We start from the raw sequence: 14,068 nt of genomic DNA on the forward strand, positions 1-14,068 counted from the left end.
TCGACAATTGTCCCATCATGCTGCGAATCCTCCCGCTGGCCGATGACCTGATTTTGCCGCAGACCAGGCAGGAGATCTACTTTTTCAACAGAATCGGCCGGAAACGGCCAAAAGCGGCCGGTCCGTCCTATGAATAATTCTGAGAATCATCTGTAAGCGTCCAGCCAACATGCATTCCGAACTCGCACATTCGAGACCGTTGGCGTCCGCATACGCACCTGACGGGCGATATGGCCAAGCAACGTTTCTGTTATCTATCAGGCTGCCATTGTGAATACCTTGGGAGATCTTCCCCATCCAGCCAAGCTACGTCCTGCTCCGTCCAGATGTGATACTCGGGCCTATAGCCAGGCTCCTCGTCCAACGTCGCAACGCGCACGATCATTGCAGTTGAGCCGTTACGCTCAGCTGCAAGATGCGATCCGCAGCGGGAGCAGAAGTGCCGGATCTTGCCAGGAGATGACTCGAAAGCCCTCAATGCGTCCAAGCCTTGAGTCCATTTAAAATGCTCTCTCAGGACCCCAGCAGTGGAGACATAAGCAGCAGCATGGGTCTTCCGGCAGGTAATACAATGACAATGGCTAATTGGCGTATCAATGCTATCGATCTCATAACCTACAGCCCCGCAAGCGCAGCTTCCTTTCATTTCATCCTCCGATTTCGACACAGTGCGAAGATTATGGTCACCATCGTAAATCGAACCAACAAGCAGTGACTAGCATGCTACGCGGAACGCATGCCTCCGGTATCAGGTCCCGCGCATGCTTTCTCCCCTAAAGCGACGTGCCAGCGACAGCTTTTCTCAATGTTTGGGGATGGATCTAGGTTTGAACGCCCAGTATGATTCCAGCGATTCAACCCGAGGAGTCCGTCAGATCATTCGTGGAAAGAAATCTTTTCATTAATGGGAAACATTCTTCAAAGACGCTTTTCGGATGTTTCCAAAAAAGCTGCCCCTTAATCCTCACTTGCTTGAGATAAGTGGAGTGCGGGGTTGGCCAGGATGTCAAGGGTTCAATAGGCTCTTTCACGGGCATACTGATTAGCCGGTGTGGCACGTCTTTGGGTAATTTACTGACGGGAAAAGACTAAGAATGTTCCATAGTGAACCGCATCGATACTTAGCAACCATATGGGGAGCTTGGTTTTTGTTCACCATGCTAGCCGTATTTTCCGCGGGTGTTGTACCGAGTGTGTTAACTATTCCCGCCGCTGTATTTGTGTTGTGGGTAACCTACTGGTGCTTTGACTGCGCGTACCGGACTGAAAGGTTTAGTAAGTATGCCAGTCTTAGGTTGTTTACCAATTTGGGTATTGCCCCTGGATTCGCATTTTTAATGGCGTTAGTCACGACTTACAAGCAGTTTAAGTTGGGGCTTGGCATATCGTTACTGATCAGTTTTATGCCGCTAGTTTTCTGCACAATTGTCTATTCATCATTATGTATATGGCGGAGTCCTAGGAATTCTCTGGTCGTACGCTCGCAGCGCGTCAAAGTCGTTGAGCCAAATCAGGAGAATCGTTGGGCACTCGGTGCTGCTGGGGGCGGTTTGGGAGTACTGATTTATCCAGTTTTCCACGCTTATAGATCGCCAGCGTTGCTGCTCGTCTTTCTATTTATAGTTATTGCCCTATTTATGCTGTTTTACCATCGCACCAGTATCTCATCCCTACGTACTCTGAAGGATCAAGAGGCGCGAGAACACCAGGAATATACATTCATGAATGTCGAAGAGCTTCGTTCAAGGCGCGCGGCGTCCTGGATTGGGCGCATTTTCGCTACCAAGGTAGACCGATGAGTTTTGCCAGTGCCAGTTTTCAAAGAGCGCCCACTGTTGACGGAGCTTCTTTATATGCGGAACCCGCAAAATAAAAGGCTTTTCAAGCTAAATACATTTGCGTCCGGCGGTGAAGAGGAAATGCTGCTAGAGCATTTTTCTGGTTCAGAAGGCCCCTCCCGGTTTTTTCGAGCTAGATTTGGCGCTGCTAAGCCGGAGTTCCTATGTGAAGCTAAAGACACTTATTGGCCGCCCAGCGAACGGGCGGCGGCGATCATGAGTTTGATCCAATCGGTGCGTCTCAACGGGCATGATCCGTATATTTACCTGAAGAATGTTCTCAAGCGCCTTCCGACGCATCGGGCGAGTGAAATAGACCACTTACTGCCGCATAATTGGCAGCCCGCCTGAGTTACACAAGACCTGATTTCCGTAAACTCACACTACCCCATCCGCCAAAAGCACTCACTCCAGGATCCTGGCTTGTCAGTTCGCTGCGATATTGATAGTGTCGATCCATGACTACCTATTGCCTCACCTCGAACGTCACCACCACAACCGCTGAAAGCGGAGCGTGCGAGGTTTCGTGAGCCAATAGCAGACGAACTTCAAAGGCCCGCCAGTGATGGACAGGGCCTTTTTTACGCCCTTGTGTCGCTGGCTTCAACGCAAGGAGATGCACCCATGTACGCCCTGTTGATACTCGATATCCAAGTCGGGCTTGTTCACGGCCCCGAAAAACTATGGCGCTGCGAAGAGTTGTTGGAAACACTGAATACCCTGATGGACAAGGCACGCAGCGCAGGCGCTCCGATTTTTCTCGCACGCCACATCGGGCCCGCTGGATCTCCAATCCAATCAGGCAGTCCGCTAACGATGGTTGCACAGGAACTGAGGCTACAGGGTGGGGAAGTGGTGTTCGAAAAGCGGCGGCCCAATGCTTTTGAAATGACCGACTTGGCTGACAATTTGCGCTCTTGTGGCGCAACCGGTGTGGTAGTCACTGGGATGAAAACTCAATACTGCGTCGACAGCACCTGCCGTGCTGCTCGTGATCTTGGCTTCGATGCGGTACTCATCGCCGAAGGCCATACCTGTTCAGACACGCCACTGATGAAAGCTGAGGATATCGTTGCCCATCACAATGCAACTCTTGACGGGCCTTTCTGCCAGCTAGTTCGGGCTGAGGAGTGGAGCTTCTAGCAGAGCCCGAAAGTGCGGGAGTGCGCGTAAACGCCGTAAGCACAGGCACCATACGTGCATTCCCGCACGTCCTGAATGAGACGTTAAGTGCCCGCTATGGGTCGATTTTATTGATGGGGAATTGGCCGATGCGCTGTGCTTCAGACTACGAAGACCATAACACTTGGTGATGGGCGGCAAGATGTGTTGCCGGAACGCTTACGTCTCAAATGTTGATGGTGCAATTTACGGTATCGGGAAGCATGTGGCACTGTCCAGAGCGAAGTTAAATCTTAAATTTGATAATTTACTGCTCTGATAACCTGCTTCTGGCCGTAAGCAGCCGGTTAAGATGCCCCCCTTACACTTATAAATGGTGAGCTTTGGAAATCCAAGGGTCGACGTTGGGGGTAGACTCCTGTAGTCATGTGGCGTGATCATTGATAACAGTTGATGCCCCCAAAATTTGGACACCATTGGGCGTGGTCTGACATAAATTAAGGATAGAGTTTGTTCAGCAAATCTCAGATTGTTGCGATCCCAGTCCTGATTTCATCGGTACTTTTACTTACCGGCTGCCCGCCACCAGCGTCTTTCACCCAATGGAAACGCGCTTCCACCTCTGTAGAGGGCGTCAAAGCGGCAATGGCAGAGTGTGGAGACCCTGTAGGAGGGCCACAAAACCATTTCCCAATAAACGAAGAGGTAATTCACTTTCAGTGTATGCAGCGCCTCGGTTTTACTCGTAGAGACGGCTTTGAATACTGCGAAATAATGAAGAATATGCCAGCCTGCGTCGAAGAAAGGCAGGGCCGTCCGCTCAGTCTGTCCCAGCTCGAAGCATTGCCGTTTGTTGAAGATGAAGCATTTCACCCAATCAAGCCTAATTCAGGCCGGGATGAACGTATGCAGGTCTCATGGCGTAAAGCGGGAGCATCACTCCATTTCTCAGTCCAGATAGCCAATGATAGTGAAGCCCTGCCGGTCATGTATGCGTGCGGCTATGCAAAACCACTGGGGTCAAATCTAGATGTCGCAAGCATCGGAAGCACAGCCAAAGTCCAACGCTGCATGATTGATCACGGCTTCGAGCCCAAAAATAAAAACATGCTGGTTTGCCAGACTTACCCGCAAGTGACGGGCTGTTCGGTGACAACACCACCGAGTCAACCGAGATAGATAGCTTCCTGGGCTCACGACGTTTCAGTTCATTGGGCCAGTTGCGTTTTCTGCATCGATTTAACGGATACCCCTTCATCTGTCGCCGCATCGACTGCAGTAGACCCTTGGCTGAACTGGCGGTCGAGAATTATGATGCCCGGAGGATTATGTCCAACATGGTGTTGAACGTGAGGGAGATGATCTCTTTCGCATTAGGGATTCCAATGCCGATCCCTCCTTTACGGGCGATGTCTTTTGGCCTCAACGTGCCGACGCACATGCCTTCAGCTCATGCCTGGTGTCCAAAGCACAGAGATCGAAGCCGTCACTGCGGGTGTAGCCTGCGCGCTTCATACACTCGAAGCGTTCTGCTTTCTGCTCGAGCGTGGCCTTGGGGTCAATGCCGTAGCGATTCGTTGAACCGCACGCCAACATCGAGGAGAGCACCTGCCGCTCTTCCTCGCCAGGTTTCTTCCAGAGTTCCACTTCATCGGTGGGTGGCTGAAAAGGCTTGGCAAAACAGGCCGTCACAAGCAGTGGCAGCATGATTGCAAGTGCAAAAGGTTTAAGCCACATTCAAGGTTCCTTATTTTCCACGACTGACAGGCACCAACACATATTTCTTTTCTGTGAGCATCTTTGCCCGCCAGGGTTTCCTGACACGCTGCTCATCCACCTTAAATCAGGTACGATCCTGACGATTCACCAACAACTGAGGTCGTGTCATGCAAGATGGCTTCTGGCCCTTCCATCTCTTTGGTGCCAATTTCGCCACCGAAGCCGAGGCGCAGAAATTTGTGTTTGAACAATGGGAGCCAGAGCCCCCTGAAAGCGCAAGCGAAGCCGATTACGTTTCGTGGGAAAACCGCAATCCGACCTGGAGACTAGCGGAAGATCTTGGGTTCCATATGGATTCAGATTTCGTTGAGCTTGCCGGCACCCCAGAAGACGTCATAGGGCAAATCCGCAGTCAGTCCGAAATAGCGCTGCTCGACTCCAAGGCCCGAGAATTCACGCATTTTATCATTGTGGGCTCTAATGCCATCTGGGGCGACCATCGTTCGACCTCTACCCAAGTAGAACCGCTGGTACGCTTGCCGGAGAGCACTGCAACCCTTTCATATCTCGGCCTGTTCAACTCAATTTGACTGACCGAAAGCGAACACTAGCGACCGACATCCATCGGCCAAAAAAATGGACAGCCCCCCGGTCGAGTGCTGGTTCGGCATAACTCTTACGCTCTCCTTGTTCATTCAGCAGATAACGAACGGCCAGAGCGAAGACCGAGGCAGGCTTGACTCATCGCCCGACTTTCAAAGAACTCACCTTGTCGCGGGGAACCATTACGACCCGACACGTATAAAGGCTGTTCAGAAATGTCTGCCAGACAGCCAAATAGCAATGTCATTCAAGAAGTTGAAAAGTATCCGATGGCATTAATCGACAATGGTTGACTTCACCTGTGGAGCCACTTGCCGAAATGTTTGCGTACTGCCTCGTGATCGAACCTGTCCTCTCCGCGCCAGCACGCAGCCGCTCCCGACCAGTCGCTTCTGCTGTGAACAGGCCGCTCGAAAGACGCTGGTTTGAGCACGTCCAAGTGTGCAAGGACGTCGATAATCACCCGCCGCTCGTTCTTTGAAGACTTCACCACGCCTGCCAACCGTTTTTCCAATGTGCCGGCGTGGTCGCCAGCTTGGCTTAGTTCGATGATCCCAAGGATTGCCTGGAGAATTGCTACATCCTCTTCCTTCGGATCGGGGATGTCGGCACGCAACAGTTCCTGGAGATCGAACCACGTGTAGATCAACTTGCCGTGGCGGACGCCGCCCCATTTTATGCGCTCGAAATTGAGGACATTGAGGTTCACATCTGTGTATTGATCGTCACCGACCGTGAGGCCGGGCACCACATCGCGACAAACAGCGCACGTATAACTTGTTGCGGTGACCGTACCGTCTGGACGGTAGCTGTGACCACTAACAGCCGGCGTGTAAGGATGAAGAATCATTTGGCAGGCAAGATGATATGAAGCCACGCCAGACCGCCAATCCAGTCTTCTTGTGGAAAAACTGGCTACAAATGCGCGTGCGGCCTTCGCTGGGGGGATTCGCTTGACCAGGTCCAATACCTCGCCCACACACTGGTCGTGGCCGATGCTCACGGGTTCAAACATCAAGCCTTGAGCTTTTGCATAGGCGAAATCCTGAGATTCCGTCTTCGGGGCAGGAAGCCAGCCATTGCTACCCCAGTATGTTTTAAAAAGTATGTTTTTCGCCTTCTTGTCCATGTGTGCTCCGCTTTTTCCAGTGGTGCGATTGTTTCGCTCCGCAGCCAAGAGGTTTGGGCGACGCCCGCTTGAGGGGAGAGCGTATAAAGCGCCTCGCCGCAGTCAGCCATCCGCCAACAGCGGCCAGTCATTGTGAGCAAGGCTAGAGGTTTCAACCGTTTGCTAGCTGGAGGTAATCGCAAATAGATTTTCGCATAAATAGGCATCCTCTCTTGGTATGAAATCTTCGGGGCTTTCATTGCAGGAAAATGCTTCGAAAACGTGGTTGATAACTTTTTTTGCCTGGTCCGTAGTAAGGATAGGAATGTCTATCAGGTCAAGAAGAGCATCGGCTATCTCGTTTAAACTAATGCAGTACTCTTCAGCGGCAACCCTAAGCAGTGCTCGCATCTCCTTATATTGACCATCTGAATTTACATTGCTTTTCAGAAAACCAAGTGGCTCTTCCAGGATGTCAAAAGGATAAATCTTTTGATACCTGTCGCAGTATTCTATAAGGGTCCGCCTGACCTTCACGCCATCAAATTGTTGAGAGCTAGCCCCTAACAGGGCATCAATTTTCGTATTAGCTATCCAGCTTTTCATCGCGAAATTTACCTTGTTTAGCGCTTATTCAAGGGACATAGACTGGCGGCTCTTGGCCGATAGCAGCCTTTCTTCGCCGATACTGTCAACCATCCTGACCAATGACCGACACCCTTGTGCATTACCCCACGCCGGTTAGTATCGGCGCATGAACGCTAATAGTGGAAAAACCCAAATGACCCAGCATCAAACCCATATAGGCAGAGCTGACGAAGCTGACCTGGAAGGGATTCTAGAGCTCCAGGCTGCCAATCAAATCGCCCAGGGCGGTTCACTTTCTGCAAGCCTGGCTCGCTCGCGAGTGGAGGCGATGATGAGCGAGATGCCACTGATCGTTGCGCGGCGCGATGGGCATATCACTGGTTTCCTGATGACCACCACTCGGGCAATGAACGCGGATCTGCCTATCGTGCAAGCCATGTTTGCCGCTTATCACGGCGCGCCCGACGCCTATGTCTACGGCCCGATCTGCGTTGGGGTGGAAGAGCGTGGCAAAGGGCTGGCGCAGAAGATGTTTGCTGATCTGCGAAGCCTTGAGCCGGGGCGTGAGGGTGTTCTGTTCATACGCCGGGACAACGAACCCTCTCTGCGTGCCCATTTGAAAATGGGCATGAAAGAAGTCGCACTTTTTTCATTCAACGGGTTTGAGTACGTTGTTTTTTCTTATGTCGGATAGTCCGGGCGACTACGTGGCGAATTGATTTTGGCAGGTCTGTGCATGAGAAAAATAAGTACCAGCGGCAAGCGAGTCAGGGGCGTTGCTCGCCGCCTTCGTGCATTGGAACGTTGGGCCTCAAGCTTCAGTGATATTTATTACCCTCGTTCTGAGAAAGGTGAAAAATATAACAACTTTAAAATCCCGGTCGATATGTCGTTAGTCCAAGGCTCTCGGGCCAGAATCGAAGTTCAGGCGTTCTGTATTCAACAGTTGCTCGAAGCCGCTGCTCATCTGTCCAGAGCCGCCGACCGTTCGCAGGGTTACTATCGGGTCGCATGCATTTTTGTCTGGCCTTGGGTCCACCAGAGTGAGGTCACGGTTTTTTATGATCGAGATTATTACCTGAGCTTTTTAGGGCAAACCAATGCCCTTAAGCCTGATTTGTTAAGCCAGACGCTTGCATTGCATCTGCCCGAGCATTTTGTGGAGCACGGGCATGACGTGACCCAGCCGGACGACGAAGTCAAGGTTCGGTGGTGGTGTATCGGGGAGCCAGCGTGATCGTATCGTCAGTCGCCTATTGCGCAGCAAACACCACGCGAGCGCTGTTTCTTCCGAGCACCTGAGCCAGATCGTCTGCATCCTCCACCCGGCCAATCCGGGTGTACGAGTAGGGCGAATCAAACGTCAGGTAAAAAAGCACCAACGTGTTCGAACCGTACAGCATCAGATCACCGTTACGGATCACGCCCGGGCGGAATAGTGCGGTGGGCAACTGCTGCGACAGGGTGACGTGTTTCTCATTGTCGTTCAGGTCGGGCATGTCCAGAGTGAGCGGCAACCTCGCAGCGAATGCCCGGCCGGTCTCGTTGTCAGCGAGAGTGACAGTGAAACGGCGCTCGCCAACTGTCATCGATATGCGTTGCTCATTTGTTCGTGTGGACGTCGCGGTTGTTTCCGCGACGGCCGCGTTCGATATGACCTGAGCGCCAAGAGCCATCAGGCCAACCATTACGCGCAGAGCACTTTGACGTAAGCGATGTAATCGGGTCATGAATATCTCCTTGTCGAGAGAAGCGCAGGATATCCGGCGCGTATGAGTCAACTCACCGTGTCAGCGGATGTTCGCGATACACCGGATGCGGCCCGCGCCGCCAACAGCGCTAGCACAGCGGCGACCACCAGCAACGCAGCGCTCAATTCGAAGGTGGCCCGGTAGCCGCTCAGGTCGAACACAAAACCGCCAACCGTCGCGCCCAGTGCGATTGCCAACTGAACAATCGCAACCATCAGCCCGCCGCCTGCTTCTGCGTCGTCAGGCAGGGTTTTCGCCAGCCATGTCCACCATCCCACCGGCGCGGCAGTGGCAACCAGTCCCCAGAAGCCCAGCAGTACCGCTGTGGCAATCGATGAGCTGCCAAATGAAACCAATGCCAGTGCGATTACAGCCATCAGCATGGGGATAACAACCAGTGTTCGATGCAGACCGTTTTTGAGAAAGATCTCGATCAGGAATGTGCCCGCCAGACCGGACAGGCCCAGGATCAGCAGCATCAGTGAAAGCATCGAAACGCTGACATGCGTGACGGTCTCAAGGAACGGGCGCAGGTAAGTGAACAGCATGAACTGCCCCATGAAAAACACGCTGACCGCCACCATGCCCAATGCCACCGGCATCTTCTTCATCAACTGGAACACGTTGGTGCTGCCTTTACTGCTGACTGCTTTCATTGCGGGCAGGCTGAAGAGCAGCCACGCAGAGGCGAGCAGGGCGACCGGCACGACGCAGAAAAACGCTCCGCGCCAACCGATCAAGGCGCCAAGGAAACTTCCCAAAGGTGCCGCAACAACGGTCGCTAGAGCGTTGCCGCCATTGACGATAGCCATGGCCCGTGTCACCTGATCTTCCGATACCAGCCGCATCGCCGTTGCTGCAGACAGTGACCAGAAACCTCCAATGGCAACGCCGATCAGTGCGCGTCCGGCCATGAAGATTGAGTAGTTGGGGGCGAACGCCACCACGGTGCCGGAGATGATCATCAGCAGCGTGAGCGATAGCAGCAGCAACTTGCGGTCAACCCGCGCTGCGACTGCCGGGATCAGCAGGCTGGTGAACAGGGCGAACAGCCCCGACACGGAAATCCCTTGCCCGGCTTGCCCCTCGGTAACGTTCAGGTCGGCAGCGATGGGCGTTAGCAGGCTGACAGGCATGAACTCCGACGCGACCAGTGCGAAAGCTGCGAGGGACATGGCGAGCACTGCGCCCCATGAATGCTGATTGTTCTGTCGGGAGGCGTGATAGGTGTTGGTCATTGAATGATGTGTCCTGTGGTGCTTGAAGCGTCGCGGCATCTGAGTCGATGCCGCGAAAAGATGTGGGTGCCCAGTCTCGGCACCCACCGGGTTACTTCAGGTTGCTTTGGAAGAACGTGGTCAGCTTGGCGAACGGTATGAGGTTGACCCGGTCATAGAGGTCAACGTGCCCGGCACCCGGAATAATGACCAGTTCTTTGGGCTCACCGGCACGCTTGAACGCGTCTTCGCTGAACTCACGGGAGTGCGCCTCGGAGCCTGTGATGAACAGCATTGGGCGTGGCGAGATGGTCTCGATGTCGTTGAACGGGTAGAAGTTCATGAACTTCACGTTGCTGGTCAGCGTTGGCATTGTGGTGGTTTTTGGTGACGCGCCGGCTGGCGTGACCTCGCCGCGCGGTGTTCGGTAGAAGTCGTAAAACTCGTCGCCGATGGCATTGCCGGTCAGCGTGAGCGGGGTGCCGCCGGTGTAGCGAACGGGACCGCCCTGAAACTCTGCAACGCGTTGATTAGCGGCTTCGCGAATGATCTGTTGGCGTTGTTCCGGTGTCACGGCGTGCTTGAGGCCGTTACGATTGGCGGCGCCCATGTCGTACATGCTGACGGTCGCGATGGCCTTCATTCGCGGGTCGATCTTGGCCGCACTGATAACAAAGCTGCCACTGCCGCAGATACCTATAACGCCGATTCGCTCACGATCAACAATCGGCTGAGTGGACAGGAAGTCCACGGCAGCGCTGAAGTCTTCCGCGTAGATCTCGGGTGCAACGGCGTTGCGCGGCATGCCTTCACTCTCGCCCCAGAACGACAGGTCCAGCGACAACGTGACGAAGCCTTGTTCCGCCATCTTGGTGGCATACAGGTTTGCACTCTGTTCTTTCACCGCGCCCATGGGGTGGCCAACGATGATTGCGGCGTGTTTGGCTTTAGCATTCAGGCCTTTGGGCATGAATAGATTACCTGCCACTTTCATGCCGTACTGATTCTTGAACGTGACCTTTTCGGTGGTCACTTTTTCACTTTTGTAGAAGTTGTCCGCGCCGTTAGTCATATTGGCTCCTACTGAGGAAAACGAGGCAACAAGCAGCCCGAACGCAAGCAAGATACGTTTCACTTGGTATTCCTTTTTAATGAGAGGTTGATTGCAGGCGTTATCAATCTGGATACCGGAGCAATCAGGAGGGTTGTTCAGTGCTGCAAGTCATTGATGATCATTTTCCCGGTATGGCGGCAGGCTCTGTAGTGCATTCCACTGACTTACTTGCCTGATCCTCTGAGTCTCTGTTTTTTTGCAGGACGCCTGAATGCCGCCGGGTTAGAGTTCAGTGAAGAGACGCGAGACGAATATGGCGACCAATAAAAACACTGCTGCTCAACACTCGTCGGCACAGGAAAGGCTGGCGCGGATCATTGGCGACCGGATCGACCGTCCGGGTGATTTCGGTACGCCCATCGAAGGGCTTGGCTTCTTCCGTCGTGAGCACCCGTCGCCACCTGTGGTGTGCATGGTCGAGCCGAGCATCATTCTTGTCGCCCGGGGCGAGAAGCAGCTGTGGGTCGGTGGCGAGGGATATCCGTACGACCCGTCGCGTTTCCTGATCACCTCGCTGAATTTGCCCGCCAATTCCGAAGTGCTGGCCGCTAGCCCGGAACAACCCTGCCTAGGGCTTACTTTGAAGCTGGATGTTCGCATGCTGGCTGAACTGGCAGCGCAGGGCGGTCTGTCGCCGGTCCGCGATAAATCCGTGGTGGGGGGCGTCGGCATCGGCACAGTGACCGATGCCTTGCTGGCCTCCTTCGAGCGCTTGCTGGCGCTGCTTGAGGAGCCCGACGCCATTGCGATTCTCGCCCCGCTGATCAAGCGCGAAATTCACTACCGGCTATTGATGAGCGACCAGGCGAACAGGCTGCGACAGATCACAGCCGTTGATGGCCAGGGCTATCGCATAGCCAAAGCCATCGACTGGCTGAAACTGAATTACACCTCCGCGCTCCGCGTCGACGAACTGGCGGCCCAGGTGCAAATGAGCGCTGCAACCTTTCATCATCACTTCCGCCAGCTCACCGCAATGAGCCCTTTGCAGTACCAGAAATGGCTCCGGTTGAACGAGGCAAGGCGTCTGATGCTTAACGAACACAAGGATGTATCTACAGCGGCATTCAAAGTCGGCTACGAAAGCCCGTCCCAGTTCAGCCGCGAATACAGCCGCTTGTTCGGCGTACCGCCCAAGCGGGATATCACGGTGTTGAGGGGGCAGGGTGAGGTGGTTGAGGGGCGCCAGAGCGGTACTTGAAGTGGCTGCTTTTGGCAGATAACTGCCTCAAAGCCTCGGAATGTGCCATGAACCGCATCGCCATTGCCGAGCTGCTGGAAGGCCAGGTGGTTGACTGGATAGAGCAGGAACCGGATGCCGAATACGCATCAGGATTTGCGCCGCAGCCCTGACCACATCAGCGACGGCAATGCCCGTGACGGCAGAAGGTGCTCGTCTTTGCCGACGGCGCCGGGCAGGGCATGCCAGGGGATGCTCGCTGTGCGGTGATGCTGCAGATGCAGGTTGATGTTGTACGGCCAGATGAAGAACCGCCCCAGCCAGCCCACGCGCCAGGCGTATGTCCATTCCTGCCAGCCGGGCGTGACGCCGGGGCCGCCGCTGTGCTCGGCAATGCTGCGAATTTTCTGCAGCAGAGTACCGAGGGTGATCAGGGGGATGAACCACAGCATCGCCAGCAAGCCCACTTCCTGGATCGAGCATTGCCAGACAAGGCAGGCCACAATCATCAGCCAGACCAGCGCTGCGGCAAGCAAAGGCCGGGTGAGCCTGGGCGGCGCGCCACCGGCAGCCTTGTAGGCCGCGATGTTGCGCAGCGTATTGACCATCAGCAGGTCACCCAGCAGTTGTTTCGTCAGTAGCTTTGCGCTCAACGGCTGAAAACGCCACGGCTGACGGAAATAGAGAAAGCGGCGCTCCGGGTCCTGCTCGGTCCCTGCGTGCTGATGATGATCAAGGTGCAGTGGGCGATAGAATTCGATGGGCACCAGGCCTGGAACACCGATCGCCAGGTTGGTCAGAAAGTCGTTGGTGCTGCGTCGCCGGGTCAGGTTGTAGTGGGTAGCGTCGTGATACAGCACGAACAGCGCGTGCTGGCGTGCCGCAACGATAAGCATGGCCAGCAGGTAAAAACGCCAGTCTGCGAGGTGAAGCGCGACGCGGATCGTGACCAGGATGCACAGCCACTCGAGCAACAGCGCCGACAGGGTGCGCATGTCCACCGCATAGTGCTTGAAGATCAGCGTCGCCACGCCGCAGGCGACACCGATGGCCGCGCCATAGGCCATGTCGGTAAACACATGCTGCCCGGTGGTCATTACCGTCAGCATCAGCACCACACTCCAGATGGCAAATATCCAGGCTTTTTGCAGTCGCAAGCCAGCCATTGCGACGCTGATTGCTACAGGCAATGCCACATGCCCGCTGGGCGAGGCGGCCAGTGGAGCATCGAGCCGGTACAGCCAGTCGAGCCAGGCAGAGCCGGTTTCAGGGCGCAGGATCATGGTGGGCCAGAACAGGTGACAGACCAGACACAAACCCGCCGCGAGGGCACCTGCAAAGAACGTCGGCAGCAGCCATGTCGACTGACGTCCCATGTACACGAGCACCGGCATGACCAGGGTGTAGCTGAGGTACAGAGGCAGCGTAAACGCAAGCAGCGGAACATGAGCGTCGACAATTCCGGGTTGCACAAGCTGCACAGAACCCATCGGCACATGCGTGACCAGAAAGTACAGCAGGCCGGTGACCAGCATGTACATCATCAGCCAGGTGAAAGGGCGATCAACGCTGGAAGCGGCGGAGTGAGAAGGGTGCATGTGGGCAAAGCCTGTCAGGATAAAGCCTGGTTCATTTGATACGTGCGCAAGCGGAAAATCAGCCAGGCTGACGGGTGCGCAATGATGATTGCAGAGGCGGTGTGGCATTGAATTGAGCTGATAGATTCATTGCCCTCAGCTGCCCGGCCATTCAGAATCCGCTCATTGTGTATCCATACATCGAAGGCCTCCATGAGTTTGTGCGCGACTGCTGTACAGCGCTCCGATCT

Annotated in this window: 14 protein-coding genes and 1 pseudogene; 7 read left to right on the forward strand and 8 right to left on the reverse strand. The window is 54.6% G+C overall.

Going from position 1 to position 14,068, the window contains the following annotated elements; all coding sequences use genetic code 11:
* Positions 1–250: 250 nt before the first annotated feature.
* Positions 251–646, reverse strand: a complete 396-nt coding sequence (locus KDX30_RS19140; RefSeq protein WP_122395815.1) for a GFA family protein — start codon at positions 644–646, stop codon at positions 251–253.
* A 1,390-nt stretch (positions 647–2,036) separates the two neighbouring features.
* Here KDX30_RS19140 and KDX30_RS19145 point away from each other — a divergent pair.
* The 3 genes and pseudogenes from KDX30_RS19145 to KDX30_RS19155 form a co-directional block, all read left to right on the forward strand.
* Positions 2,037–2,189, forward strand: a pseudogene (locus KDX30_RS19145) (transposase domain-containing protein); the annotation flags it as partial.
* 273 nt (positions 2,190–2,462) lie between these two features.
* Positions 2,463–2,981: an isochorismatase family protein gene (locus KDX30_RS19150; RefSeq protein WP_122395817.1), complete on the forward strand. Its 519-nt coding sequence runs from the start codon at positions 2,463–2,465 to the stop codon at positions 2,979–2,981.
* Positions 2,982–3,470: 489 nt separating this feature from the next.
* Positions 3,471–4,139: a hypothetical protein gene (locus tag KDX30_RS19155; RefSeq protein WP_122395818.1), complete on the forward strand. Its 669-nt coding sequence runs from the start codon at positions 3,471–3,473 to the stop codon at positions 4,137–4,139.
* A 243-nt stretch (positions 4,140–4,382) separates the two neighbouring features.
* Here the strand turns inward: KDX30_RS19155 and KDX30_RS19160 are convergent, their stop codons facing one another.
* Positions 4,383–4,697: a hypothetical protein gene (locus KDX30_RS19160; RefSeq protein WP_122395819.1), complete on the reverse strand. Its 315-nt coding sequence runs from the start codon at positions 4,695–4,697 to the stop codon at positions 4,383–4,385.
* Between the two features lie 149 nt (positions 4,698–4,846).
* On the opposite strand from KDX30_RS19160, the gene KDX30_RS19165 reads away from it, so the two are divergent.
* Positions 4,847–5,269 (forward strand): hypothetical protein, encoded by a 423-nt coding sequence (locus tag KDX30_RS19165; RefSeq protein ID WP_122395820.1) that lies wholly within the window; start codon positions 4,847–4,849, stop codon positions 5,267–5,269.
* A gap of 308 nt (positions 5,270–5,577) precedes the next feature.
* On the opposite strand, the gene KDX30_RS19170 is transcribed toward KDX30_RS19165, so the two are convergent.
* Positions 5,578–6,411, reverse strand: a complete 834-nt coding sequence (locus KDX30_RS19170; protein ID WP_231677209.1) for a hypothetical protein — start codon at positions 6,409–6,411, stop codon at positions 5,578–5,580.
* 162 nt (positions 6,412–6,573) lie between these two features.
* Positions 6,574–6,996 carry a hypothetical protein gene (locus KDX30_RS19175; RefSeq protein ID WP_231666636.1) on the reverse strand — a complete coding sequence of 141 codons (423 nt, stop codon included), beginning with the start codon at positions 6,994–6,996 and terminating at the stop codon, positions 6,574–6,576.
* A 175-nt stretch (positions 6,997–7,171) separates the two neighbouring features.
* Between KDX30_RS19175 and KDX30_RS19180 the strand changes: the two genes are divergently transcribed.
* Both KDX30_RS19180 and KDX30_RS19185 read left to right on the forward strand, forming a co-directional pair.
* Positions 7,172–7,672 carry a GNAT family N-acetyltransferase gene (locus tag KDX30_RS19180; protein ID WP_231677210.1) on the forward strand — a complete coding sequence of 167 codons (501 nt, stop codon included), beginning with the start codon at positions 7,172–7,174 and terminating at the stop codon, positions 7,670–7,672.
* Between the two features lie 42 nt (positions 7,673–7,714).
* Positions 7,715–8,215 (forward strand): DUF3916 domain-containing protein, encoded by a 501-nt coding sequence (locus KDX30_RS19185; protein ID WP_122706253.1) that lies wholly within the window; start codon positions 7,715–7,717, stop codon positions 8,213–8,215.
* Positions 8,216–8,231: 16 nt separating this feature from the next.
* On the opposite strand, the gene KDX30_RS19190 is transcribed toward KDX30_RS19185, so the two are convergent.
* From KDX30_RS19190 to KDX30_RS19200, 3 genes are all read right to left on the reverse strand, one after another.
* Entirely contained in the window at positions 8,232–8,708 is a 477-nt protein-coding gene (locus KDX30_RS19190) for a cyclophilin-like fold protein (protein ID WP_231677211.1), read from the reverse strand.
* Positions 8,709–8,755: 47 nt separating this feature from the next.
* Positions 8,756–9,967 carry an MFS transporter gene (locus KDX30_RS19195; protein ID WP_231677212.1) on the reverse strand — a complete coding sequence of 404 codons (1,212 nt, stop codon included), beginning with the start codon at positions 9,965–9,967 and terminating at the stop codon, positions 8,756–8,758.
* 91 nt (positions 9,968–10,058) lie between these two features.
* Positions 10,059–11,081 carry an alpha/beta hydrolase gene (locus tag KDX30_RS19200; RefSeq protein ID WP_231677213.1) on the reverse strand — a complete coding sequence of 341 codons (1,023 nt, stop codon included), beginning with the start codon at positions 11,079–11,081 and terminating at the stop codon, positions 10,059–10,061.
* A 232-nt stretch (positions 11,082–11,313) separates the two neighbouring features.
* On the opposite strand from KDX30_RS19200, the gene KDX30_RS19205 reads away from it, so the two are divergent.
* Positions 11,314–12,261 carry an AraC family transcriptional regulator gene (locus KDX30_RS19205; protein ID WP_231677214.1) on the forward strand — a complete coding sequence of 316 codons (948 nt, stop codon included), beginning with the start codon at positions 11,314–11,316 and terminating at the stop codon, positions 12,259–12,261.
* Between the two features lie 128 nt (positions 12,262–12,389).
* Here KDX30_RS19205 and KDX30_RS19210 read toward each other — a convergent pair whose 3' ends face one another.
* A complete protein-coding gene (locus KDX30_RS19210; protein ID WP_231677215.1) occupies positions 12,390–13,838 on the reverse strand; it encodes a fatty acid desaturase in 1,449 nt (482 codons plus the stop codon).
* Between the last annotated feature and the right edge of the window lie 230 nt (positions 13,839–14,068).

The sequence above is a fragment of the Pseudomonas quasicaspiana genome, assembly GCF_021147825.1.
GTDB lineage: Bacteria > Pseudomonadota > Gammaproteobacteria > Pseudomonadales > Pseudomonadaceae > Aquipseudomonas > Aquipseudomonas quasicaspiana.

Bases quoted from the DNA above. Each gene is read 5' to 3' on its own strand.
- KDX30_RS19140 (WP_122395815.1), bottom strand. From the start codon at position 646: ATGAAAGGAAGCTGCGCTTGCGGGGCTGTAGGTTATGAGATCGATAGC.
- KDX30_RS19150 (WP_122395817.1), top strand. From the start codon at position 2,463: ATGTACGCCCTGTTGATACTCGATATCCAAGTCGGGCTTGTTCACGGC.
- KDX30_RS19160 (WP_122395819.1), bottom strand. From the start codon at position 4,697: ATGTGGCTTAAACCTTTTGCACTTGCAATCATGCTGCCACTGCTTGTG.
- KDX30_RS19165 (WP_122395820.1), top strand. From the start codon at position 4,847: ATGCAAGATGGCTTCTGGCCCTTCCATCTCTTTGGTGCCAATTTCGCC.
- KDX30_RS19170 (WP_231677209.1), bottom strand. From the start codon at position 6,411: ATGGACAAGAAGGCGAAAAACATACTTTTTAAAACATACTGGGGTAGC.
- KDX30_RS19175 (WP_231666636.1), bottom strand. From the start codon at position 6,996: ATGAAAAGCTGGATAGCTAATACGAAAATTGATGCCCTGTTAGGGGCT.
- KDX30_RS19180 (WP_231677210.1), top strand. From the start codon at position 7,172: ATGACCCAGCATCAAACCCATATAGGCAGAGCTGACGAAGCTGACCTG.
- KDX30_RS19185 (WP_122706253.1), top strand. From the start codon at position 7,715: ATGAGAAAAATAAGTACCAGCGGCAAGCGAGTCAGGGGCGTTGCTCGC.
- KDX30_RS19190 (WP_231677211.1), bottom strand. From the start codon at position 8,708: ATGACCCGATTACATCGCTTACGTCAAAGTGCTCTGCGCGTAATGGTT.
- KDX30_RS19195 (WP_231677212.1), bottom strand. From the start codon at position 9,967: ATGACCAACACCTATCACGCCTCCCGACAGAACAATCAGCATTCATGG.
- KDX30_RS19205 (WP_231677214.1), top strand. From the start codon at position 11,314: ATGGCGACCAATAAAAACACTGCTGCTCAACACTCGTCGGCACAGGAA.
- KDX30_RS19210 (WP_231677215.1), bottom strand. From the start codon at position 13,838: ATGCACCCTTCTCACTCCGCCGCTTCCAGCGTTGATCGCCCTTTCACC.